We start from the raw sequence: 21605 nt of genomic DNA, 5'->3' as shown, positions 1-21605 counted from the left end.
GTCGGCAGCGCCGCGAGCCCGGCCTGATCGGCGGGACACCGCCTGCGACCCGGTCGCGCCGAGGAGGGTGGAGAGCACGCGGCTCAGTCCGCCACCAGGGGTTCGACGTATCCCGCCCGCCAGCTGGGGGCGGGGTCCTGGCCGGGGCTGGTCCAGTACTCCCGCGCTTCCACGATCTCCCCCTCGTGCACGGTCCACAGGGAGACGGCCCGGTAGACGACGTGGTCCTGGGGCATCTCCACCTCGGTGACCACGTGGTTCCCGTCGGCCAGGATGCGCAGCACTCGCACGGGCTTCTCGTCCGAGTAGCCGTCGTCGCTGTTCACGGCGATGAAGTTGGCGCGCCCGACGATGCGCTCACCGCTCACGGGCCATTCGATGACGGCGTCCTCGGCGATGAGCCCGGCCACGCCGTCCCAGTCGCGTGCCTCGATCCGCTCCCACAGTCGTGCCACTACCCTCAACGGCTCCATGTGCCGCAGTGTCCGGCAGCCGGGTCACAGCCAACAAGCTTTGCCTGCAGGCTTATTGACCTCGACACAAACGGCGCCGGTCACTGCCTGCGGTAGTCGAGCGGGGGACTGCCCATGCCCGCGAGCTCTCTGCGCAGGGCGCCGTCGGACAGCAGCCGGAGCCGGCTCCGCCCGCCCGACGTGCAGGTCGGAGGCGCGCCCGAGGTGACGGTGGAGGCATCCAGGTCCACGGGATCGGGCGCGCTGCGCAGGGGTGCGGTCCAGGCGCAGGCGAATCCGGGGTTCTGGACGGCCAGGGACATCACCTGTTCCCCGACGCCGCCGGGCGCGAGGGTGAGCCGCCAGGTCTGGCTGCCGCGGACGGCCTGCCAGGTGCCGACGTAGGCCTCGGGCAGGCTGCCGGCCGCCGGGGCCGGGGACGGCGCCGACCCCATGGCCGAGGCGGAAGCAGAAGCAGAAGTCGAAGTGGAACCCGAAGCGGAGGCCGGGCCCGGGCCGGTCGTCGCCGGCGTACGGGGGCTCGTGACGGGCGGTCGCGGGTCCTCGGCCCCGCTCATGACCGCGTACACGGTGCCGGCCGACAGGGCCGCGACGACCGCGGCGACCGCGAGGAGCAGGGCGGTGGACGCCGTCCAGGGCCGGGGCGGAGGTTCCGGTTCCAGCGGCGGGTACGCGGAGTAGGAGGGCGGCAGCGGAGGCGGCGCCGGCTCCGCACGGTCCGGCCCGGCGTCCTCACGGTCCAGCAGCTGTACGGCGTGCCGCCCGAGCCGGGCCACCAGCGGGGCCGGCAGCCAGGGCTCCAGGGCCCTCCCGTCGGCCACGGTGTCGCCGGCGCCGACCCGGGCCAGCACCTCGGCGGGCCCGGGCCGCGCGCCGGGATCCCGGTGCAGGCAGTCCCGTACGAGGCCGAGCAGCTCGGCCGGTACGCCGGACAGGTCGGGTTCCGCTTCGGTGCTGCGCAGCAGGAGTGCCGGAAGGCCGCCGGGCTGCTCCGCGTCCCCGAAGGGCAGCCGGCCGGTAGCCGCGTACGCGAGGACCGCGCCGAGGCAGAACACGTCGCACGCGGCGGTCACCGGCTCGCCGCGGATCTGCTCGGGGGCCATGAAGCCGGGGGAGCCGATGATTTCACCGGCCCGCGTCAGGCCGGCGTCGTACCCGGTGGGGGCGCGGGCGATGCCGAAGTCGATGACGCGGGGCCCGTCGAGGGTGATCAGCACGTTCGAGGGCTTCAGGTCGCGGTGGACGATGCCGGCGCGGTGGATGTCCAGGAGGGCGTGCGCGAGGCCGGCGGCCAGGATCCGCAGCGATCGGTCCGGCAGCGGCCCGAAGTCGTGGGCCACGACCCGGCGCAGGCTCGGCCCCGCGACGTAGCCGGTGGCGAACCAGGGGGTCGGCGCCTCGGTGTCGGCGTCGAGGACCGGGGCGGTCCACTCGCCGCCGACCCGGCGGGCAGCCGAGACCTCTTGGCGGAACCGGATGCGGAACTCCTCGCGGGCGGCGAGCCCGTGGTGGACGAGCTTGACGGCGACGGTGCGGCCGCGGTCGGAGCGGGCGAGGTAGACCTGGCCCATCCCTCCGGCGCCGAGCCGTGAGAGCAGGCGGTAGGGGCCGATGCGGTGCGGGTCGTGCGGATGCAGTTGTTCCATGGCCGGGTGGTCCTCCCCCTGCTGGCCGAACAGCCTCCGCTGGGAAGGACGGCCGCGAGCGCCCGCCGGTTGCCTCCCTGCGGCCCCCGCCGGCGGCCCGAACCCCGGAAAGGCTCAGACCCCGGAAGCTCCGGCCCCGGAAGCTCGGCCCCGGAAGGCTCGGGCCGGGCAGGACCGAAAAGCCGTGCCCAGGCCGGATCGGCCGTATCGGCCCGACCCTACGGATCGGCGGGATCGGCGGGATCGGCCGGATCCGACGGATCGCGCGGTGCGGGCAGGGTGTCCAGCGCCGCGGCGAGGCGCTCCAGGACCCGGACCGTCTCCGCGAAGGCGGTGTCACCCAGCTCCGCCGCGAGGCGGGCGGCCATCGCCGAGTGGCCCGGGCCGATCCGGTCCACCGCCGCGCGGCCCTCCTCCGTCGGACGCAGCAGCTTCGCCCGCCGGTGCGCGGGGTTCGGCGCGTACTGCGCGAGGCCCTTGGCGACGAGCAGGTCCGCGATGCGCTGCACGCTCTGCCGGGTGATCCCCATGCTCCGGGCGATTCCCGCGACGGGCAGCGGCTCCCGCAGCACCGCTCCCAGCACCTGCCACCAGGCGGCGGTCAGCCCGGCGGGCCGTGCCAGCTCCTCGGAGAGGGAGAGGAACTGGCCGTTCAGCCGGAACACCCCGAGCGCGGTGCGGCTCAGCAGGTCCTGCCGGGTGCGGGTCGACCCGGGCGGCGACAGGGGCTCAAGCATCGCCCGCCGCCGATGCCGCCATGAGGACCGGGTAGGCGCTCGCGTCCGAGTCGTGGAAGAGCCCGTACCAGGCGTCCAGGACGTCAGGCTTGTAGACGTCCAAGCGGGCGAAGACCTCGCGGGCGAAGGCGACCGGCTCGGTCGGGCCCGCCGTGATGAGGTCCCCGTCGGTCACCGCGTCGGCCTCGACGTAGTTCTCGGCGCCGCCGTAGCCCGGCTGTTCCGCCAGGTAGAAGGAGACCCCGCTGGTGTGGGCGCGGTCGTCCAGCAGCCCCTCGCGGGCGAGGCCGGCGGTGGCCCCGCAGATCGCCGCGACCGGTACCCCGGCAGCCAGGAACTCCCGGGCCTTCGCCGCGAAGGGCGCCAGTTCGTCCCCCGTGTCCCACAAGGAGGCGCCGGTGAGGATCAGCAGCGAGGAGTCCTCCGGTCGCAGATCGGCGAGCCCCAGGTCAGGCTGGATGCGGATGCCGCCCATGGTGGTGACGGGCGCTCCGGCGGTGAAGCCGACCGTCCGCACCACGTGGCCGCGCTGGGTGAGGTGTGCGGTGGTGTGGCCGGTCTCCCAGTCCGCGTACGTGTCGTAGACCGCGAGGTGGACGGGCTTGTGTGCTGCGGTCTCGCTCATGGTGTGTCGCCTCCAGCGTCGGTGGTGCCAGGTGCCTGCGGCGCTCGCGGTGGGCCCGGAGCGGGCCCGGGCGGGGCCGAAACGGTCGGCGGCGGCCGAGTGGCCGCGGGTGCTCGCGGTGCGTGGCGCGAGACCGTCCGTACCGGCCCTTCCACGAAAAGCGCCTATGACAAGAGACTGTCATATCGACAGGATGCTGTCAATACTTGGAGCGGGTCCTCCCGGGGCGCAGACAGACTGCCGAGACCGGCCCGCCACCCCCATACAGTCCGCCGATATCCCTCCCCACCTGCGCACTTCTAGCGTGTCGCCATGACCCCTCATGCCACCCCGCACACCCTTGCCGCCGTGAAGGACGCAGACCGGAAGCACGTCTTCCATTCCTGGTCCGCCCAGGCCCTGATCGACCCGCTCGCCGTCGCGGGGGCCGAGGGCTCCTACTTCTGGGACTACGAGGGCAAGCGCTACCTGGACTTCTCCTCCCAGCTGGTGAACACCAACATCGGTCACCAGCACCCCAAGGTCGTCGCCGCGATCCAGGAGCAGGCCGCCCGGCTCTGCACCCTCGCGCCCGGCTTCGCCGTCGACGTCCGCTCCGAGGCCGCGCGCCTCATCGCCGAGCGGACCCCCGGAGACCTGGACAAGATCTTCTTCACCAACGGCGGCGCCGAGGCCGTGGAGAACGCCGTCCGCATGGCCCGTCTGCACACGGGCCGCGCCAAGGTGCTCTCCACCTACCGCTCGTACCACGGCGCCACCGCCGCCGCGATCAACCTGACCGGCGACCCGCGCCGCTGGCCGTCCGACACGGCCGCCGCCGGCGTCGTGCACTTCTGGGGCCCGTACCTCTACCGCTCCGCCTTCCACGCGACCACCGAGGCCGAGGAGTGCGAGCGCGCCCTCGCCCACCTCGCCGACACCATCGCCTTCGAGGGCCCGCAGTCGATCGCGGCGATCATCCTGGAGACCGTCCCCGGGACCGCCGGCATCATGGTCCCGCCCGCCGGCTACCTCGCGGGCGTCCGCGAGCTCTGCGACCGCCACGGCATCGTCTTCGTCCTCGACGAGGTCATGGCCGGCTTCGGCCGGACCGGCAAGTGGTTCGCGGCCGACCACTGGGACGTCACCCCCGACCTGATCACCTTCGCCAAGGGCGTCAACAGCGGCTATGTGCCGCTCGGCGGCGTCGCCATCTCGGCCGCCATCGCCGAGACCTTCGCCACCCGCCCCTACCCCGGCGGACTGACGTACTCCGGCCACCCCCTGGCCTGCGCCGCCGCGGTCGCGACGATCACCGCGATGGAGGAGGAGGGCGTCGTCGCGCACGCCGCACACCTCGGCGAGAACGTGATCGGCCCGGCGCTCGCCGAGCTCGCCGAGCGCCATCCCTCGGTCGGCGAGGTCCGCGGCCTCGGCGCCTTCTGGGCGCTGGAGCTCGTACGGGACAAGGAGACGCGCGAGCCGCTCGTCCCGTACAACGCGGCCGGTGCGGACAACGCCCCGATGGCCGATTTCGCGGCGGCCTGCAAGGCGTCCGGCCTGTGGCCCTTCGTCAACATGAACCGCACCCACGTGGTCCCCCCGTGCACCGTCACGGAGGCGGAGGCGAAGGAGGGCCTGGCCCTGCTGGACGAGGCGCTGACGGTCGCCGACCGCCACACCACCGCGTAACCGGAGGGCGGTGGGTGGTGGTGGCCGGTTCGCGCCGGTGTGATTCTCGTCTTCACAGCGGGTCGGATCCACACATAACCACCACCAACCGCCCGGTTTCGGCCTCGCTGTCTGGCCTATGGTGTCCGGAGCTCTACGACAGGAGACGGACCCCTATGCCAGGCAGCGGCGCTGTCACCCGCACCACACTTCGCCAGCAGATCGCGGACGCGCTGCGTGACGAGGTGCTCGCGGGACGCCTGCCTCCGGGGACCGAGTTCACCGTCAAGCAGATAGCCGAGCAGTACGAGGTCTCCGCCACCCCGGTGCGCGAGGCGCTCGTGGACCTCTCCGCCCAGGGGCTCCTCGAACTGGTCCAGCACCGGGGCTTCCGTGTGCGGATCCTCACGGTCGACGACTTCCGCGGAATGATCGAGGCCCGTGCACTGGTCGTGGACGGCATCTTCCGCCGGCTCGCGGAGCGGGGCACCGCCCCCGGCTCCGGCGAGATGCTGGTGTCGGTGCGCCGCCGGGGCGAGGAGGCGCGCAGGGCGGCCGAGAGCGGCTCCCTGGAAGTGCTGATCGGCTACGACCTGCGCTTCTGGCGGGAACTGAGCGGGCTGGTGGCCAACCCCTACATCACCGAGTTCCTGCACCGCATCCGCGTGCAGTGCTGGGTCTTCGCCGTCCCCCACCTCCAGCGCGAGGAGCAGCTGCGGGAAGCGCTCTGGGACGGGCACAGCGCTCTGGTGGACGCCGTGACGCTGGCGGACGCCGACGCGGTACGCCGCATCGTGCAGGGCTACAACGAGCACGCGCTGGCCTGGGCCGCCCGGCTCTGAACCCGGCGGGCGTCCGGCCTCCCGTAGTTCTGCGCACCCCTTCGCGGAGGGTGTCCGGCACACTACGCTGGCCGCATCGGCGACAACGACTGATCGGAGGCCGAGTGGCCTGTGACCTGTGGCTGGTCCCCCTTGTCGACGTGCTGTGCCACAGCCCCGACAACCCCTTCGCGGAAGAGATCGCCTCGTACGACAGGGCACTGGGTGAGGCCGGACTCCCGTCCGTGCCCGTGTTCGCGTACATGCCGGGTCTGAGCGGGGACGTCGCCCCGGTCGCCGGTTTCGACTACGACGCCCTGCATTTCCTGAGACGGGCCTACCTGCTCCAGCTCTGCGGCCTGCCGGTGACCCCGGTGGACGAGCTGGGCGGGGACTACGAACAGCTGCTGGAGATGTTCGAGCCCACCGCGCAGCAGTCGCACCTGGTGTGGCACTACGACCACGCGGGCGCGTACGTGCCGGTCGACTTCGCGGCGCCGCTGGCGAACGAGGAGCTGCTGGCCGGAGGCGGACCGCTGGGGTCCGCGCAGGGGCTGCTGCGGGAGCTGCTGTTCGTCGCCCCCGCCATCGGGATAGACCCGGGGAACCCGCCCGCGGCGCCCGCGCCGCCGGGGCGGCCGACGTCACTGGAGGAGCCGGCGGGACCGATCCCGTACGACGGCAGCCCCTTCGCCCGTGAGCGGCACGTCTGGCTGGGACTGCACGCGGCGGCGACGCGCAGCCTCGGACAGGGCTCGATGATCATCTTCAGCTGACCGGTGGTCGGGGCGGTCCGGCCCGCCCCCTCGGTGGTCCGGCCCCGTCCCCTCGGCGGGTCCGGCCCCGCCCTCTTGGCGGGCCCGGTCCGGCCCCTCGGCGGGATCAGCGCGGCTGCTCGGGCGGCCGCTGGCGCGGCATGTTCGGGCGGGTGCCCGGCGGCAGCGGGAAGCGGGCCGGCGGGACGTACGCGTCCGCGCGGGCCCCGGAGGCTCCCAGCGACTGCATCACCAGCGGCGCGGGCCCGGACCGGAACTCCACCATCCAGTCCGCCGTCTCCGACCGCACCAGCTCCGTGATGTCCTCGGAGAAGCGGCGCAGCACGGTCAGGCACCGCTCGGCGGCCTCGCTGGCGGTGCCCTCGGTGGGGCCGAGGACCTCGCGGACGTTCTCCGACGCCCAGTCGAACTGGAGGGTCTGGAGCCTGCGCTGCACCGCCTGGGCGGTGGCCACGTCCCGCATCCACCCGGACGTCAGCCCGAAGAACCGGTCGCAGGCCAGCGCGGCCGCGCCCAGCAGCAGCGCCAGGTACCCGTACGTCGACCCGCCCGGCGCCGAGCCCGTCAGCTCCAGCACCGGCATCGCGGCGCCGGTGACGGCCCCCAGGGCCGCCCCGACGCGCAGGACGCGCGCCCCGCGGCGCTTCCACGCCCGGTCCGACAGGTACCACTCGGCGGTGCGCAGCGCGTCGGCCTCGACCCGCCGGTAGAGCTCGTCGAGCCGCTCGGCGGGCTCCCCCCAGTCCCCGAGAGGGAAGGGCCGACCGGTCAGATCGCCCGCCGCCATCGGTCCGCCGCCTTCCTCCCGGGGATCCCGGGGTGGCCCCTCGGGCTGCATCTCCGGCTGGCTCACCCGGCACTCCCTCTGCCTGCGCTGACGTGTGGTGGTGCGCGTGTGCGCAATGATGCGCATGCTCTTCCTACCTTCGAATGACGGGCGATGGACAACGAATCCCGCGATTTCCGCTCGCAAGGAGGTCTCCATCAGGTACGCGTACGCCCCGACTCTCACTCGAAAGAGTTGGTCCTCACGGCGTAGGGCGCGCCGCGCGGGGAGCACGTAGGCTCGGATTGACCAAGCGTTCCGAAGGTCTCGGAGCCGCGAAGGTCCCGACGGTACCGACGTACGGAAGTGAGTGCCCTGTGATTCCCGGTGGTGGCCAGCCCAACATGCAGCAGCTGCTCCAGCAGGCCCAGAAGATGCAACAGGACCTCGCCGCGGCCCAGGAGGAACTGGCGCGGACCGAGGTCGAGGGCCAAGCCGGCGGCGGCCTGGTCAAGGCGACCGTCACGGGCTCCGGTGAGCTGCGCGCGCTGGTGATCGACCCGAAGGCCGTGGACCCGCAGGACACGGAAACGCTCGCCGACCTCGTGGTCGCGGCGGTCCAGGCCGCCAACGAGAACGCCCAGGCGCTCCAGCAGCAGAAGCTGGGCCCCCTCGCGCAGGGGCTGGGCGGTGGCAGCGGCATTCCCGGGCTGCCGTTCTAGCAGTACCCTCCTGCGTTCCCGTTCCTCTCCCTCCGATCCCATCCGACGAAAGAAGGCAGTCCGTTGTACGAAGGCGTGGTCCAGGACCTGATCGACGAACTGGGCAGGCTGCCCGGCGTCGGGCCCAAGAGCGCGCAGCGGATCGCCTTCCACATCCTGCAGGCCGAGCCCACCGACGTCCGCCGCCTCGCGCACGCGCTGCTGGAGGTCAAGGACAAGGTCCGCTTCTGCGCCGTGTGCGGGAACGTGGCCCAGGAGGAGCGGTGCGGCATCTGCCGCGACCCGCGCCGGGACCCGACGGTCATCTGTGTCGTCGAGGAGCCGAAGGACGTGGTCGCGATCGAGCGGACCCGCGAGTTCCGCGGGAAGTACCACGTCCTCGGCGGCGCGATCAGCCCGATCGAGGGCGTCGGTCCGGACGACCTGCGCATCCGCGAGCTGCTGGCGCGCCTGGCGGACGGCGAGGTGACCGAGCTGATCCTGGCCACCGACCCGAACCTGGAGGGCGAGGCGACCGCCACCTACCTCGCCCGCATGATCAAGCCCATGGGCCTGAAGGTCACCCGCCTGGCCAGCGGGCTCCCCGTCGGGGGAGACCTGGAGTACGCGGACGAGGTCACGCTGGGGCGGGCCTTTGAAGGAAGGCGACTTCTCGATGTCTGACGCAACGCTGCACGCACTCGGCCAGGACCCGGACGACTTCGCCGCCTCGATCGCCGACCAGATCGAGTCGTTCATCGTCGCGGTCACCGAGGTGGCCAAGGGTGAGGACCCGGACAGCGCGGTGCCCTTCCTCCTCCTGGAGGTGTCGCAGCTGCTGCTCGCGGGCGGCCGGCTGGGCGCGTACCAGGACGTGCTGCCCGACGAGCGCTACGAGCCCGACCTGGGCCCGGAGCCGGACGTCGACGAGCTGCGCGAACGGTTCGCGTACATGCTGGAGCCGGTCGACGTGTACTCGGAGGTCTTCGACCCCTACGAGCCGCGCAAGGCCCCGGTCGCGCACCGGATCTCCGACGACCTGGCGGACGTCGTCGCCGACCTGCGGCACGGCCTCATCCACCACCAGGCCGGCCGGATCACCGAGGCGCTGTGGTGGTGGCAGTTCTCCTACTTCACCAACTGGGGCCCAACGGCCTCGGCGACCCTGCGCGCCCTCCAGTCGCTGATCGCGCACGTGCGGCTGGACCAGCCGCTGGCCGCCCTGGACGGCCTGGACACGGACGAGGACATCACCGAGGACGACCTGGCGGAGCAGGCCGGACAGGTGATGGCGGAGGAGCTCGGCGGCCTGGGCCGTGCATGACCCGCTGGCCCGCCGGCGCCGATGCCTGCGGCACGGGAACCGGGATTTTGATCTTTTCGTCTCATGATGCGGTACGAGGCGGTCGGATCCCGGGCGCTCGTTAGACTGCACCAGCAATGAGACGGACTGAGCGAGGAGCGCACGTGGGCCTTGTCGTGCAGAAGTACGGAGGCTCCTCCGTAGCCGATGCCGAGGGCATCAAGCGCGTCGCCAAGCGGATCGTGGACGCCAAGAAGAACGGCCACCAAGTGGTCGTCGTGGTGTCCGCGATGGGCGACACGACGGACGAGCTGATCGATCTCGCCGAGCAGGTTTCACCGATGCCTGCCGGGCGCGAATTCGACATGCTGCTGACCGCCGGAGAGCGGATCTCCATGGCCCTGCTGGCCATGGCGATCAAAAACCTGGGCCACGAGGCCCAGTCGTTCACCGGTAGCCAGGCAGGCGTCATCACCGACTCGGTCCACAACAAAGCGCGCATCATCGATGTCACGCCGGGCCGTATCCGCACCGCGCTGGACGAGGGCAACATCGCCATCGTCGCCGGTTTCCAGGGCGTGTCCGCGGACTCCAAGGACATCACCACCCTGGGCCGCGGCGGTTCGGACACCACCGCCGTGGCGCTCGCCGCGGCGCTGGACGCCGAGGTCTGCGAGATCTACACCGACGTCGACGGCGTCTTCACCGCGGACCCCCGCGTCGTGAAGAAGGCGAAGAAGATCGACTGGATCTCCTCCGAGGACATGCTGGAGCTCGCCGCCTCCGGTTCCAAGGTGCTGCTGCACCGCTGTGTCGAGTACGCACGCCGATACAACATCCCGATCCATGTCCGCTCGTCCTTCTCAGGACTGCCGGGCACCTGGGTCAGCAACGAGAATCCGCAAGGGGACGAGCAGGTGGAGCACGCCATCATCTCCGGAGTCGCCCACGACGTCTCCGAAGCCAAGATCACGGTCGTCGGCGTCCCGGACAAGCCGGGTGAGGCCGCGGCGATCTTCCGCGCCATCGCGGACGCCGAGATCAACATCGACATGATCGTGCAGAACGTCTCCGCGGCCTCGACGGGCCTCACCGACATCTCCTTCACGCTCCCCAAGACCGAGGGCCACAAGGCCATCGACGCCCTGGAGAAGGCGAAGGGCGCGATCGGTTTCGACTCCCTGCGCTACGACGACCAGATCGGCAAGATCTCCCTGGTCGGCGCCGGCATGAAGACGAACCCGGGCGTCACCGCCTCGTTCTTCCAGGCGCTGTCCGACGCGGGCGTCAACATCGAGCTGATCTCCACCTCGGAGATCCGCATCTCGGTCGTGACCCGCCAGGACGACGTCAACGAGGCCGTCCGCGCCGTGCACACGGCCTTCGGCCTCGACTCCGACAGCGACGAGGCCGTCGTCTACGGAGGCACCGGACGATGACGGCACCCCGGTCGACCCCGGCTCCGGCACTCGCCGTCGTCGGGGCGACCGGAGCAGTCGGTTCGGTCCTGCTCCGGATGCTGTCCCAGCGGGCGGACGTCTGGGGCGACATACGCCTGATCGCCTCCGTGCGCTCGGCCGGCCGCCTGCTGACCGTCCGCGGACAGCGGTGCGAGGTGCTCGCCCTCACCGAGGACGCCTTCGACGGCCTCGGGGCGGGCGACGTCGCGGTCTTCCTGACCCCGGCCGAAGTCTCGGCCCGCTGGGCCCCCGTCGTCACCGCGCGCGGCGCGGTCGTCGTCGACCAGTCCGCCGCCTTCCGGGACGATCCCGCGGTGCCCCTCGTGGTGCCCGAGATCAACGCCCACGCGGCACGGATCCGGCCGCGCGGGATCGTCGCCGCCCCGGACACCGTCACCGCCGCGATGATCGCCTCCCTGGGCGCGCTGCACGCCGAGTACGGCCTGACCGAGCTGGCCGTCTCCACGTACCAGGCGGCGAGCGCCGCAGGCCGGGCCGGCTCCGAGGCGCTGCGCCGCCAGCTGTCGCTGGTCGCCGGGACCCCCCTGGGCGAGCAGCCCGGCGACGTGCGCCGTGCCGTGGGCGAGGACACGGGCCCCTTCGCGGCCCCCCTGGCCCTCAACGTCGTGCCGTGGTGCGGCGAGCTGAACGAGGACGGCTGGTCCTCGCACGAGCTGGCCGTACGGGCGCAGACCCGCCGGATCCTCCAGCTGGAGGCGCTCCCGGTGTCGGTGACCTGCGTCCGGGTGCCGGTGCTGACCGGGGACTCGCTGACGGTGCGGGCGGGTTTCCAGAACGAGGTGAAGGCCGCCCGTGCCCGCGAGATCCTCGAAGCCGCGCCCGGCGTGGTGCTCGTGGACGACCCCGCGGCGGGCGAGTTTCCCACTCCCGTGGACGCCGCCGGGACGGATCCTGCCTGGGTGGGGCGGGTGAGGGCCTCGCTCGACGACCCCTACGCCCTGGAGTTCTTCGTGTGCGCCGACAATCTCCGCCAGGGGGCGGCGCTGAACGCCACGCAGATCGCGGAACTGATCGCAGGTGAATTTGCGTAATTCGCTTTGTAGGATCGGTGCCGATCCCTTGATCAAGGTGATGGCCCGACTGCCGTTTCGCTGGACGGGGCAATCGGGAAGAGCGGGTACGCATGAGCGCAATACGGATTTCTCCGGTGAGGCTTCCACGCGCGTACAACCCTGACGGGGGGACGCGTGTCCTACAGGCGTGGCAGAGGCACTGCTCGAACTGGCCGTCCTACCGGCACGCACGGGGATCCTCCCGCCGCGCCGGGATTTCCGCACCCCCGGCGGCGGTCTCCCCGTGATCGTTCCCGTCCCGCCGACGGGGACCCCCGAGGCCCCCGCCCGGCCCGCCGCATCCCTCCCGGGCGGACTCGTGCCCGCACAGCGCGACAGCGCTGAGGCGGACGGGAGCGGCAAGGACGGGACGGCCGAGGCCGTGGCCGAAGCGGTCGTGGCCGAAGCGGTCGTGGCCGAAGCGGTCGTGGCCGAAGCGGTCGTGAGCGAGGTGGTGGCCGGCACCACCGTCGACCACCTCACGGCGACGTACCAGGCGCACTACCGCTCCCTCCTCGGCCTCGCCGCGCTGCTCCTCGACGACACCGCCTCCTGCGAGGACGTGGTGCAGGAGGCGTTCATCCGGGTGCACTCGGCCCGCAACCGGGTCCGCGACCGCGAGAAGACCCTGGCGTACCTGCGCCAGACCGTCGTGAACCTCTCGCGTTCCGCCCTGCGCCGGCGCATCCTCGGCCTCAAGCTGCTGTCGAAGCCCATGCCGGACATGGCGAGCGCCGAGGAGGGCGCCTACGACCAGCTGGAACGGGACGACCTGATCAAGGCGATGCGGGGGCTGCAGCGCCGCCAGCGCGAGGTGCTGGTGCTGCGCTATTTCGCGGACATGACGGAGTCCCAGGTCGCAGAGACCCTCGGGATATCGCTCGGCTCGGTCAAGGCATACGGATCGCGGGGCATTGCCGCGCTGCGGGTGGCGATGGAGGCTGCGCAGTCATGATGGACGACCACACGGCGCCGGACGGCGCCGGCGGCGAAGAGGAGCTGCGGATCCTCCTGCGCGGCGCCGTCGAGGGCCTCCAGCCCTCCGAGGACGCGCTGGAGCGGCTGCGGTACGCCGTCCCCGCACGCCGGGCCCGCAGGCGCCGGGCCGTCGTGGGCGCGGCAGCGGCCGCGCTGCTCGCGGGGACCGCGATCCCGGCCGCCCTGCACCTGAGCGGTGACGGGGGCACGTCCACGGACCGCCAGGCCATGGCCGGTCACGAGGCGCACTCCGGCGACAAGAAGGGCGGCGCGTCCGACCCGCACCAGAACGGATACGGGTCCTACCCCAAGGCCGGCGGCTCCCCCGGCGGAACCCCGGACGCGGGCGGCGCCACCGGGCAGCCGGACTCCTCGCAGGGCGGCGCCCCGGCGGGCGGCTTGACGTCCGGCCCGGCCGGCACCGGCACCTCGGGCGGGCCGGCCGGTTCCGTGGCCGGCTCGGGGACGGGCACGGGCCCGCTGCCGCCGGGGGCCGCGCCGGGCGTGCCCGGTTGCGGTGCCGAGCAGCTGGGCGTCGTCGGCTTCGTGCGCAATCCGGAGGGAGACGGCCGGGTGGCCGGCGGCTTCCGGATCACCAACGTCTCGCCCCAGGGCTGCGCGGTCACCGGCCGGGACACCGTTACCGCGGCCTCCACGCCCGTCGCGACGCTCGGCCCGGGCTCCGGGGTCGCCGTGGTCGGCCACACGGCGGGCGACCCGGGCAGCGGGCTGCTGCCCGCCCCGTCGGCGGAGGCGTCGGTGGTGGTGCTCCCGCCGAACAAGTCCTACGAGGTCCGCTTCGCGTGGGTGCCGCCGGGCGAGCCCTGTACGGCGAGCGGCTCGGACGGGTCCGGCAAGCCGCCGCAGACCGGCTCGGCCGGGACCTCGGGCGATCCGGGCAGCGGGGCGGCGTCGGAGCCCCAGACGGGCACGCCCCAGGCTCCGAGCGTCGTCGAGGTGTCCCACACCCCGCCGACGAGCGGCGCACCGACGACGCGGACGTCGATCCCCGACGCCTGCGGCGGCACGGTCTACCGGACGGGTGCGATTCCGGTGGACGACTGATCCTCCGAGGCGGTCGCGGTCGTGGCCGCGGTCGCGGTCGTGGCGCCGGCCGCGGCCGGCGCGGACGGGTCGAGCAGGCCCGCCTCCGCGTCGCGGAGCGTCTCCACCTCGCGGCGGTAGAGCCGGAACCACATGAAGAGCACGAAGGCGACGAAGACGAACCACTCGCCGGTGTAGCCGAGGTTCTGGAAGGCCTTCAGGTCGAGCCCGGTGTTGGTCGGAGCCTGCGCGGGCACCGGAGTCATCCCGTCCACCGGGGTCTGCACGGTCAGCCAGGCGTCGTACAGGTCGTGCGGGACGAGGTTGACCAGGGTGGCCGCCGCGATCACACCGAGCTGCCCGGCGGGCAGACCGCCCTGGGCGTGGACCCCCTTCGTGCCCGCGTTCTCCGAGGCCTGGAGGGCGCCGGTCACCTCGACCCGGCCCGTCGGCGCGGCCGGCGCCTTCGCGGGGTCCGCCACGCCCGGCAGCCAGCCCCGGACCACGGGGACGGCCTTGCCGGAGTCGGTCTTCAGCAGGGTCAGGACGTAGAAACCGGACGCGCCGTCGAGCCGCCGCTCGGGCACCAGCATCTGCTCGCCGTACTCACCGGACGCGGAAGCGAGCCGTCCGGAGGTCTGCGTGTCGACCGGGAGCAGCGAGTCCAGAGGGGCGGCCGCCCGGTCGACGGGCCGCTCGGCGGTCGCTTCCCGGTGGCTGTCGACGCGGGCCTCGAACCGGCCGAGCTGCCAGGACCCCATGAACAGGCAGAAGGGGACCGCGAGCGCGACGAAGACGTTGATCCCCCACCAACGCGGGGTCAGGAGAAACCGGTGCACCCCACCACGGTACGGGGGCTGCACCGGCCACCGGTCCTCAGGGTCGGGCGGGCAGGTGCTTCAGCGCGAACTCCAGCTCCATCCGGACCTGCTTGATCCGCTCCTCCACGACCAGCGAACCGTGCCCCGCGTCGTACCGGTACACCTCGTGCACCGCCCCGCGCGCCGCGAGCCGGTCCACGTAGTTGTCGATCTGCCGGATCGGGCAGCGCGGATCGTTGACGCCGGCCGCGATGTACACGGGCGCCGTCACCCGGTCCACGTACGTCAGCGGCGAGGACGCCTCGAACCGGTCCGGGACCTCTTCCGGGGTGCCGCCGAAGAGCGTGCGGTCCAGGGCCTTCAGCGCCTCCATCTCGTCGTGGTAGGCCGTCACGTAGTCCGCGACCGGTACGGCGGCCAGGCCCACGGCCCACGCCCCGGGCTGCGTGCCGAGGCCCAGCAGTGTCAGGTACCCGCCCCAGGAGCCGCCCGACAGGACCAGGCGCGCCGGGTCGGCGAGGCCGGACGCGACCGCCCACGCGCGGACCGCCTCGATGTCTTCCAGCTCGATCAGCCCGACCCGGTGCTTGAGGGCGTCCGTCCACGCGCGGCCGTAGCCCGTCGAGCCCCGGTAGTTGACCCGGACCACCGCGAAGCCGTGGTCCAGCCAGGCCGCCGGGGCGGCGGCGAAGGCGTCGCTGTCGTGCCAGGTCGGCCCGCCGTGGATCTCGAAGACGGTCGGGAAGGGACCGTCGCCGTGGCCCGCCGGACGCTGCACGAGCGCGTGGATCCGCCCGCCCGGACCCTCCACCCAGGCGTCCTCCACCGGCACGGAGCCCGGCGGCCGGAAACCCGGCGGGTCCAGGACGACGCCGCCCGCGGAGGACCGTACCGCCGAGGGCTCGGCGGCCGAGGACCACAGGTACTCCACCGTCCCGTCGGGCCGCGCGGCGGCGTCCGTCACCGACCCCGGCGGCGTGTCCACCCGTACGAGCTCCGCCGCGGCCAGGTCGTAGCGCCACAGCTCGCTGCGCGCCTCGAAGCTGTGCGCGATCAGCAGTGCGGAGCCGTCCGGGTACCACTCGGCGCTGACGTCGCCCGGCAGGTCGATCGCGAGATCCTGCTCGGTGCCGGTCGCCACGTCCCACACCAGCGGCTCCCAGCGGCCGCGCCGCTGGTGGCCGACGAGCAGCCGCGTGTCGCCGGCGACGGGGGCGAATCCGAGCACCTCCAGGCCGAGCTCCCGCGTCCCGCCCCGGGAGTCGTCCAGCTCGGCGACGGTGGCCCCGTCGAGGGTGAGGACGCGCAGGGCCGAGTGCATCGCGTCGCCGTGCTCGGTGTGCTCGACGGCCACGAGGGTCCCGTCGCGCGACAGGTCGCCGACGCCGGCGGACTCCCGGTGCCGGTAGATCACCGTGGGCGCGGACCCGTCCGGGCGGACCACGTGGATGGTCGAGCCGTCCTCGTCCGTGGAGCGCCCGACGACCGTGGTGCCGTCACGGCCGATGGCCAGCCCCGCCGGGTACGAGGGCTCCAGGCCGGGGGTGGCCGGCTCGTCCGGGCCGCCCGCGAAGGGCTGGCGCACCCAGGTGCCGAACTCGTCGCCGTCGGTGTCGGAGAACCACCAGATCCACTCGCCGTCGGGGGAGAGGGCGCCGTCGGTGGTGCCGTTGGGGCGGTCGGTGGCCTGCCGCTGGAGGCCGGTGGCGCGGTCCCAGGCATAGATCTCGAACGTGCCGGTCGCGTTGGAGACGAAGATCGAACGGTCCGGGGCGTCCTCGGCCCAGTCGGGGAGCCCGACGCGCGGCGCCCGGAACCGCTTCTCCCAGTCGGGCATCTCGGGGGTGATCTCGCTGTCGCTGGTCATGCGCCCATTGTTGCCGCTGAGCCGTCCGGGATGCCGACTGCTCCGAACGGGCGCACAGTGGAACCCGTACTCCAAGGAGGAACGATCATGGCCAAGAAGGCCCGCACCGGCCACCACATGCACCAGGACTCCGAACGGGCGCTGGCGAAGAACACGGCAGCGGAGGCCCGTGCGAAGGCAGCGTTCAGGGACGCGCACTCCACGGCTGCGAAGACGCGCGGCATGCAGCAGAAGGCCCAGGCCAAGCGCGGCTGAGCGCCCTCGTCCGTACGCTGGCGCCATGCGGATGATCGTCCGGGGCGCCCGGCTGCTCCACACACCAGGCCTGTCCGACGTCGAGGTCGGCGAGGACGGCCTCATCGCGCGGGTGCTCCCCCACGACGACCAGAAGGAACCGCCGGCCACCGGCCTCCTCGTCGAGGCGCACGGCGGCCTGCTCACCGCACCCTTCGTCGAACCGCACATCCACCTCGACACGGCGCTGACCGCCGGCGAGCCGCGGCCCAACGCCTCGGGCACCCTGTGGGAGGGCATCGCCTGCTGGAGCGAGCGCAAGCGCACCCTCACCCGTGAGGACGTCGTCGCGCGGGCCACCGAGGTGCTGCGCTGGCAGGCGGCCAACGGCGTGCTGCACGTCCGTACGCACTGCGACGTCACCGACCCGTCCCTCACCGCGCTCGACGCGCTGCTGGAGGTCCGCGACCGGGTACGGGACGTGATGACCCTGCAGATCGTCGCCTTCCCCCAGGAGGGCATCGTCTCCTTCCCCGACGGCGAGGCCCTGCTCCGCGAGGCCGTCGCGCGCGGGGCGGACGTCGTCGGCGCGATCCCGCACTTCGAGGACACACGCGAGGACGGCGTCGCCTCGCTGCACACCGCGTTCGCCGTGGCCGAGGACCACGGGCTGCGCGTGGACGCCCACTGCGACGAGATCGACGACGAGCAGTCCCGTTTCGTGGAGGTACTGGCCACCCTCGCCCTGCGCTCGGGCCTGCGCGAGCGCGCCACCGCCTCCCACACCACGGCCATGGGCTCCTACAACGGCGCCTACAGCTTCAAACTCCAGCGGCTGCTGTCCCGTTCGGGAATCAACCTGGTCGCCAACCCCTTCGCCAACCTCAACCTCCAGGGCCGCTTCGACGCCTACCCCAAGCGGCGCGGCCTCACCCAGGTCCGGGAGATGCTGGCGGCCGGGGTCAACGTGGCGTTCGGGCACGACGACGTGATGGACCCGTGGAACGCCCTCGGCACCGCCAATCCGCTCCAGACGGCCCTCGTCGGCCTGTACGCCGCCCAGCTCACCGGCGCCGACGACATCCCGGTGGCCTTCTCGATGGTGACGGACCGTGCGGCGCGCGTCCTCGGCCTCGGCGCGGACGAGTACGGCATCACCGAGGGCGCCCCCGCCTCCTTCGTGCTGCTGCCCGCCCCCTCGCCCGAGGAGGCGCTCCGCCGCCAGGTGCGCCCCCGGTACGTGGTCTCGCGCGGCTCCGTCCTCGCCGAGACCCCGCCCGCCCCGACCCGGCTGTCCTGGCCGGGGGAGCCCCCGTCGGACGTCGACTTCAGCCGCCGCCTACGCTGACGTGCCATGACGTGGACGCTTGACACCCAATCAGCCCGAGCCGCCCTGGAGATCGCGTCGGAGTACGCGGACACGGCGCTCCTGAACCACTCCGTGCGCTCCTACGCCTTCGGGGCGCGCTACGCCGCCGACCACGGCCTGGATTACGACGAGGAGCTCTTCTACGTCGCGGCCCTCCTGCACGACCTGGGCCTGACCGCGCCGTTCGACAGCCACACCCTGCCCTTCGAGGAGGCGGGCGGCCATGTGGCGCGCGTCCTGACGGCGGGCCTCGGCTGGCCGGCGGACCGCAGGGCCCGCGCCGAGGAGATCATCGTCCTGCACATGCGGGACGACGTGGGCGCGGACGAGGACGTGGAGAGCCACCTCCTGCAAGTGGGCACGAGCGCGGACGTCTCCGGTCTGCGCGTGGCCGGGTTCGACCCGTCGTTCAGGGCCCGCCTTCTCGACGCCCACCCGCGGGCCGGCTTCGGCCCGGTCTTCACCGCCCTCGTCGAGGACCAGGCCCGGCGCAAGCCCGACTGTGCGGCCGCCGCCTACGTCGCGGGCGGCGCGGCCGCCCGTATCGCGGCCAACCCCCTGGACGCGTGACGGGGCTGCGGCGGCTGCGACGTCGGCGCAGGGTCACGTGGATCCGTCACCGCTTCGGATAGCGTGCCCGCATGTCGTGGGACGAGGACGGAACACCGCACCCGCTCGCACAGCGCCGTACCGGCCGCAGCGAACTGGACCCGGACCGGCTGCCCGAGATGCGGGAGCTGGAGGTGCTGGGCTGGGAACCGGCCCCCGAGGACCTGCGCTGGGTCTTCCTCCCGTACGTCTGGCCGCCGGCGGCCCGCACCTGGATCCCCGACCGCTCCACCCACTGGGCGGTGGACACCGAACTCGACGGGCACGGCCACATCACCCGTGTGGAGTGCGCCCCGCTGCCCGAGCCGGACCTGCGCGACCTCGACCGGGAGGCCGACGAGGCGCTCGCCGCCCTCGGCCTCCCGCCACGGCCCAGGGGCCGCATCTGGCTGCTCCGCCCCGTCGGCCCCTTCACCACCGTCGCAGCGGTCCTCGGCCACCTCGACGCCGCCCTGGCCGCGGCGGACCCCTCCCCGGACGTGCCGGCCCTGGCCCGGACGGAACTGGCCGCCCTCGACGCCACCACATAGGCGCACCGGCGCCCCCCTGACTACCCTGGACGGCGGGGGCAGCGGCGGGAGGCGGTCTCATGAGGCGGCGGCATCACTTCCACATCGATCACGCGGGGCACTCGGTCAGCGCCACGGTCCAGACCGGCCGCACCGCGGTCGTCGAGGTCCTGGTCGACGGCAAGGAGACGGGCCACGCGACGACGCACCACGACCACCCCGTGACCGTCCGCGTCGAGCTGCCGACGGACCCCCCGACGAAGGTCTCCGTCCGCGCCACCCCGGGCCCGGGCATCCCCCGCTGCGTCTTCGAGGCCCCGGCCGTCGAGCCGCACATCATGTCGCCCCGCCCCTACTGACGCCCCGAAACGCAGGAAGGGCCTGATCCGATTTCTCGGATCAGGCCCTTGACCTGGTCTTACTCTGTCGGGGTGGCGGGATTTGAACCCACGACCTCTTCGTCCCGAACGAAGCGCGCTGCCAAGCTGCGCTACACCCCGATCGTCGCCCTGAAGTGTTGCTGTCCTGGCGACATCGATTACTTTAGCGGACCTCCCGCCGGAGACGAAATCCGGTTTTCGTGCAGTGGGCGCGGGGGCGCTACTCCTTCGGGGTCAGCGTCAGGAGCGTCGCCTCCGGTGGGCACGCGAAGCGGACCGGGGTGAAGCGGTTGGTGCCGCAGCCCGCCGAGACGTGCAGGTAGGAGCGATGGCCCGCCGCCTCGTGCGTGGACAGCCCCTTCACCCGATCGGTGTCGAGGTCGCAGTTGGTGACCAGCGCCCCGTAGAAGGGGATGCACAGCTGCCCGCCGTGGGTGTGGCCCGCGAGGATCAGCGGGTACCGGTCGGCGGTGAAGGACTCCAGGACGCGCAGGTACGGGGCGTGCACCACGGCCAGCGAGAAGTCCGCGTCCGGCTCCGGGCCGCCGGCGACGCTCTCGTAGCGGTCCCGCTTGATGTGCGGGTCGTCGAGCCCGGTGAAGGCCAGCTCCAGGCCTTCGAGCTTCATCCGGGCCCGGGTGTTGGTGAGGTTCAGCCAGCCGGCCGCGTCGAAGGCGTCCCGCATCTCCTCCCACGGGTTGTGCACGGCCCCGACGACCGGCTTGTTGCCGTTCAGGCCGTGCCGGCCCTGGACCTTCTCGACGAGGTAGCGCCCGGGGTTGCGCAGCCGCGGCCCGTAGTAGTCGTTCGACCCGAAGACGTACACGCCGGGGAAGGACATCAACGGGCCCAGCGCGTCGAGGACCTCGGGGACGCCCTCGGTGTCGGAGAGGTTGTCGCCGGTGTTCACGACGAAGTCGGGGCGCAGGCCGGCCAGCGACTGCAGCCAGGCGCGCTTCTTGCGCTGTCCGCCGACCATGTGGATGTCGGAGACCTGGAGTACGCGCAGCGGGCGCATCCCCCGGGGAAGCACCGGCACCGTGATCCGGCGCAGTCGGAAGGACCGCGCCTCGAAACCGGCGGCATAGGCCACACCCGCGGCCCCCACCGCAGCGATTCCGGCAGCCGCTTTCAGGGGTACTCCGTAACGCGCACGCATGGACCCATCGTCGCAGACCCGAAAACAGGTGGGCGCCATCGTCCCCGCACCTGGCACACTCACCTGCATGACCACGCTCAAGGCCAAGCTCCAGGAAGACCTCACGACCGCCATCCGGGCGCGCGACGAGCTGCACTCGTCCACGCTCCGCCTGACCCTCGCCGCCATCACCAAGGAGGAGGTCGCGGGCAAGGAGGCCCGTGTGCTCTCCGACGAGGAAGTCCTCAAGGTGATCGCCAAGGAGGCGAAGAAGCGCCGCGAGGCCGCGGACGCCTTCGCCCAGGGCGGTCGTCCCGAGCAGGCCGCGCGCGAGACCGCCGAGGGCGAGTTCCTGGACACCTACCTGCCCAAGCAGCTCTCCGACGAGGAGCTCGCCGGGATCGTGGCGGAGGCCGTCGAGGAGGCCCGGTCGGCGGGTGCCGAGGGGCCGCGTGCCATGGGCGCCGTCATGAAGATCGTGACCCCGAAGGTCGCCGGGCTCGCGGAGGGCGGGCGTGTCGCCGCCGCCGTGAAGAAGGCGCTCTCGTAGGACGCGGACAGCCATGAGGGAGGGCCCCCGCCGGATCCGGCGGGGGCCCTCCCTCATGCTGTCGCCGCGCGGGAC

General features: G+C 72.8%; 24 protein-coding genes and 1 tRNA gene. 16 read left to right on the top strand and 9 right to left on the bottom strand.

Going from position 1 to position 21605, the window contains the following annotated elements:
* Nucleotides 1-83: 83 nt before the first annotated feature.
* From AB0F82_RS14565 to AB0F82_RS14550, 4 genes are all read right to left on the bottom strand, one after another.
* A complete protein-coding gene (locus AB0F82_RS14565; RefSeq protein WP_362627032.1) occupies nt 84-455 on the bottom strand; it encodes a nuclear transport factor 2 family protein in 372 nt (123 codons plus the stop codon).
* Nucleotides 456-553: 98 nt separating this feature from the next.
* Complete coding sequence (locus AB0F82_RS14560; protein ID WP_362627029.1) at nt 554-2119, bottom strand: serine/threonine-protein kinase; 1566 nt, start codon at nt 2117-2119, stop codon at nt 554-556.
* A 218-nt stretch (nt 2120-2337) separates the two neighbouring features.
* A complete protein-coding gene (locus AB0F82_RS14555; protein WP_362627026.1) occupies nt 2338-2856 on the bottom strand; it encodes a MarR family winged helix-turn-helix transcriptional regulator in 519 nt (172 codons plus the stop codon).
* The gene (locus AB0F82_RS14550) at nt 2849-3481 is read right to left on the bottom strand and encodes a DJ-1/PfpI family protein (protein ID WP_362627023.1); all 633 of its coding nucleotides are present in this window, start codon (nt 3479-3481) and stop codon (nt 2849-2851) included. The genes AB0F82_RS14555 and AB0F82_RS14550 overlap by 8 nt, the downstream gene beginning before the upstream one ends.
* Before the next feature lie 312 nt (nt 3482-3793).
* Here AB0F82_RS14550 and AB0F82_RS14545 point away from each other — a divergent pair, with 312 nt between their 5' ends.
* The 3 genes from AB0F82_RS14545 to AB0F82_RS14535 all read left to right on the top strand — a co-directional run bounded on the left by AB0F82_RS14545 (nt 3794) and on the right by AB0F82_RS14535 (nt 6728).
* Nucleotides 3794-5152 (top strand): aspartate aminotransferase family protein, encoded by a 1359-nt coding sequence (locus AB0F82_RS14545; protein WP_362627020.1) that lies wholly within the window; start codon nt 3794-3796, stop codon nt 5150-5152.
* 155 nt (nt 5153-5307) lie between these two features.
* Complete coding sequence (locus AB0F82_RS14540) at nt 5308-5973, top strand: GntR family transcriptional regulator (RefSeq protein WP_362627016.1); 666 nt, start codon at nt 5308-5310, stop codon at nt 5971-5973.
* A gap of 104 nt (nt 5974-6077) precedes the next feature.
* A complete protein-coding gene (locus tag AB0F82_RS14535) occupies nt 6078-6728 on the top strand; it encodes a hypothetical protein (protein WP_362627013.1) in 651 nt (216 codons plus the stop codon).
* A 106-nt stretch (nt 6729-6834) separates the two neighbouring features.
* On the opposite strand, the gene AB0F82_RS14530 is transcribed toward AB0F82_RS14535, so the two are convergent.
* Nucleotides 6835-7581 carry an SLATT domain-containing protein gene (locus tag AB0F82_RS14530; RefSeq protein WP_030817469.1) on the bottom strand — a complete coding sequence of 249 codons (747 nt, stop codon included), beginning with the start codon at nt 7579-7581 and terminating at the stop codon, nt 6835-6837.
* A 290-nt stretch (nt 7582-7871) separates the two neighbouring features.
* Here AB0F82_RS14530 and AB0F82_RS14525 point away from each other — a divergent pair, with 290 nt between their 5' ends.
* The 7 genes from AB0F82_RS14525 (at nt 7872) to AB0F82_RS14495 (ending at nt 14074) form a co-directional block, all read left to right on the top strand.
* Nucleotides 7872-8216, top strand: a complete 345-nt coding sequence (locus tag AB0F82_RS14525) for a YbaB/EbfC family nucleoid-associated protein (protein WP_078628190.1) — start codon at nt 7872-7874, stop codon at nt 8214-8216.
* 63 nt (nt 8217-8279) lie between these two features.
* Nucleotides 8280-8879, top strand: a complete 600-nt coding sequence (gene recR / locus AB0F82_RS14520; protein ID WP_352335362.1) for a recombination mediator RecR — start codon at nt 8280-8282, stop codon at nt 8877-8879.
* Nucleotides 8872-9519, top strand: a complete 648-nt coding sequence (locus AB0F82_RS14515) for a DUF5063 domain-containing protein (protein WP_356811636.1) — start codon at nt 8872-8874, stop codon at nt 9517-9519. Before recR ends, AB0F82_RS14515 begins: the two co-directional genes overlap by 8 nt.
* Nucleotides 9520-9662: 143 nt before the next feature.
* The gene (locus AB0F82_RS14510; protein WP_319722162.1) at nt 9663-10937 is read left to right on the top strand and encodes an aspartate kinase; all 1275 of its coding nucleotides are present in this window, start codon (nt 9663-9665) and stop codon (nt 10935-10937) included.
* The gene (locus AB0F82_RS14505) at nt 10934-12010 is read left to right on the top strand and encodes an aspartate-semialdehyde dehydrogenase (RefSeq protein WP_362627007.1); all 1077 of its coding nucleotides are present in this window, start codon (nt 10934-10936) and stop codon (nt 12008-12010) included. Before AB0F82_RS14510 ends, AB0F82_RS14505 begins: the two co-directional genes overlap by 4 nt.
* 169 nt (nt 12011-12179) lie before the next feature.
* Nucleotides 12180-12986, top strand: a complete 807-nt coding sequence (locus tag AB0F82_RS14500; RefSeq protein WP_436842089.1) for a SigE family RNA polymerase sigma factor — start codon at nt 12180-12182, stop codon at nt 12984-12986.
* A complete protein-coding gene (locus tag AB0F82_RS14495; protein WP_362627004.1) occupies nt 12983-14074 on the top strand; it encodes a hypothetical protein in 1092 nt (363 codons plus the stop codon). Before AB0F82_RS14500 ends, AB0F82_RS14495 begins: the two co-directional genes overlap by 4 nt.
* On the opposite strand, the gene AB0F82_RS14490 is transcribed toward AB0F82_RS14495, so the two are convergent.
* Nucleotides 14041-14892, bottom strand: a complete 852-nt coding sequence (locus tag AB0F82_RS14490) for an SURF1 family protein (protein WP_356811639.1) — start codon at nt 14890-14892, stop codon at nt 14041-14043. The two genes, AB0F82_RS14495 and AB0F82_RS14490, sit on opposite strands and share 34 nt — an antisense overlap.
* 37 nt (nt 14893-14929) lie before the next feature.
* Nucleotides 14930-16741, bottom strand: a complete 1812-nt coding sequence (locus AB0F82_RS14485; RefSeq protein ID WP_362627001.1) for a S9 family peptidase — start codon at nt 16739-16741, stop codon at nt 14930-14932.
* A gap of 87 nt (nt 16742-16828) precedes the next feature.
* On the opposite strand from AB0F82_RS14485, the gene AB0F82_RS14480 reads away from it, so the two are divergent.
* The 5 genes from AB0F82_RS14480 to AB0F82_RS14460 all read left to right on the top strand — a co-directional run bounded on the left by AB0F82_RS14480 (nt 16829) and on the right by AB0F82_RS14460 (nt 19821).
* On the top strand, nt 16829-16996 hold the full coding sequence (locus tag AB0F82_RS14480; RefSeq protein WP_157854753.1) for a hypothetical protein: 168 nt from the start codon (nt 16829-16831) through the stop codon (nt 16994-16996).
* Between the two features lie 25 nt (nt 16997-17021).
* Entirely contained in the window at nt 17022-18323 is a 1302-nt protein-coding gene (gene codA / locus AB0F82_RS14475) for a cytosine deaminase (RefSeq protein ID WP_362626998.1), read from the top strand.
* Between the two features lie 6 nt (nt 18324-18329).
* The gene (locus AB0F82_RS14470; RefSeq protein WP_362626996.1) at nt 18330-18914 is read left to right on the top strand and encodes an HD domain-containing protein; all 585 of its coding nucleotides are present in this window, start codon (nt 18330-18332) and stop codon (nt 18912-18914) included.
* 71 nt (nt 18915-18985) lie between these two features.
* On the top strand, nt 18986-19483 hold the full coding sequence (locus AB0F82_RS14465; RefSeq protein ID WP_362626993.1) for a DUF5956 family protein: 498 nt from the start codon (nt 18986-18988) through the stop codon (nt 19481-19483).
* Between the two features lie 59 nt (nt 19484-19542).
* The gene (locus tag AB0F82_RS14460) at nt 19543-19821 is read left to right on the top strand and encodes a hypothetical protein (RefSeq protein WP_356811644.1); all 279 of its coding nucleotides are present in this window, start codon (nt 19543-19545) and stop codon (nt 19819-19821) included.
* 67 nt (nt 19822-19888) lie between these two features.
* Here AB0F82_RS14460 and AB0F82_RS14455 read toward each other — a convergent pair.
* Nucleotides 19889-19962, bottom strand: a tRNA-Pro gene (locus tag AB0F82_RS14455).
* 100 nt (nt 19963-20062) lie between these two features.
* Entirely contained in the window at nt 20063-21001 is a 939-nt protein-coding gene (locus tag AB0F82_RS14450; RefSeq protein WP_356811645.1) for a metallophosphoesterase, read from the bottom strand.
* 67 nt (nt 21002-21068) lie between these two features.
* On the opposite strand from AB0F82_RS14450, the gene AB0F82_RS14445 reads away from it, so the two are divergent.
* Nucleotides 21069-21530: a GatB/YqeY domain-containing protein gene (locus AB0F82_RS14445; RefSeq protein ID WP_030648096.1), complete on the top strand. Its 462-nt coding sequence runs from the start codon at nt 21069-21071 to the stop codon at nt 21528-21530.
* Nucleotides 21531-21605 lie beyond the last annotated feature (75 nt).

This window comes from Streptomyces virginiae, assembly GCF_040638905.1.
Lineage (GTDB): Bacteria > Actinomycetota > Actinomycetes > Streptomycetales > Streptomycetaceae > Streptomyces > Streptomyces virginiae_B.
The sequence above is the reverse complement of the archived record's forward strand: the minus strand, read 5'-3'. Positions and strand labels throughout refer to the sequence as shown.

Bases quoted from the DNA above. Each gene is read 5' to 3' on its own strand.
- AB0F82_RS14555 (WP_362627026.1), bottom strand. From the start codon at position 2,856: ATGCTTGAGCCCCTGTCGCCGCCCGGGTCGACCCGCACCCGGCAGGAC.
- AB0F82_RS14470 (WP_362626996.1), top strand. From the start codon at position 18,330: ATGACGTGGACGCTTGACACCCAATCAGCCCGAGCCGCCCTGGAGATC.
- AB0F82_RS14445 (WP_030648096.1), top strand. From the start codon at position 21,069: ATGACCACGCTCAAGGCCAAGCTCCAGGAAGACCTCACGACCGCCATC.
- AB0F82_RS14480 (WP_157854753.1), top strand. From the start codon at position 16,829: ATGGCCAAGAAGGCCCGCACCGGCCACCACATGCACCAGGACTCCGAA.
- AB0F82_RS14515 (WP_356811636.1), top strand. From the start codon at position 8,872: ATGTCTGACGCAACGCTGCACGCACTCGGCCAGGACCCGGACGACTTC.
- AB0F82_RS14485 (WP_362627001.1), bottom strand. From the start codon at position 16,741: ATGACCAGCGACAGCGAGATCACCCCCGAGATGCCCGACTGGGAGAAG.
- AB0F82_RS14450 (WP_356811645.1), bottom strand. From the start codon at position 21,001: ATGCGTGCGCGTTACGGAGTACCCCTGAAAGCGGCTGCCGGAATCGCT.
- AB0F82_RS14560 (WP_362627029.1), bottom strand. From the start codon at position 2,119: ATGGAACAACTGCATCCGCACGACCCGCACCGCATCGGCCCCTACCGC.
- AB0F82_RS14545 (WP_362627020.1), top strand. From the start codon at position 3,794: ATGACCCCTCATGCCACCCCGCACACCCTTGCCGCCGTGAAGGACGCA.
- AB0F82_RS14505 (WP_362627007.1), top strand. From the start codon at position 10,934: ATGACGGCACCCCGGTCGACCCCGGCTCCGGCACTCGCCGTCGTCGGG.
- AB0F82_RS14495 (WP_362627004.1), top strand. From the start codon at position 12,983: ATGATGGACGACCACACGGCGCCGGACGGCGCCGGCGGCGAAGAGGAG.
- AB0F82_RS14540 (WP_362627016.1), top strand. From the start codon at position 5,308: ATGCCAGGCAGCGGCGCTGTCACCCGCACCACACTTCGCCAGCAGATC.
- codA (WP_362626998.1), top strand. From the start codon at position 17,022: ATGCGGATGATCGTCCGGGGCGCCCGGCTGCTCCACACACCAGGCCTG.
- AB0F82_RS14465 (WP_362626993.1), top strand. From the start codon at position 18,986: ATGTCGTGGGACGAGGACGGAACACCGCACCCGCTCGCACAGCGCCGT.
- AB0F82_RS14460 (WP_356811644.1), top strand. From the start codon at position 19,543: ATGAGGCGGCGGCATCACTTCCACATCGATCACGCGGGGCACTCGGTC.
- AB0F82_RS14550 (WP_362627023.1), bottom strand. From the start codon at position 3,481: ATGAGCGAGACCGCAGCACACAAGCCCGTCCACCTCGCGGTCTACGAC.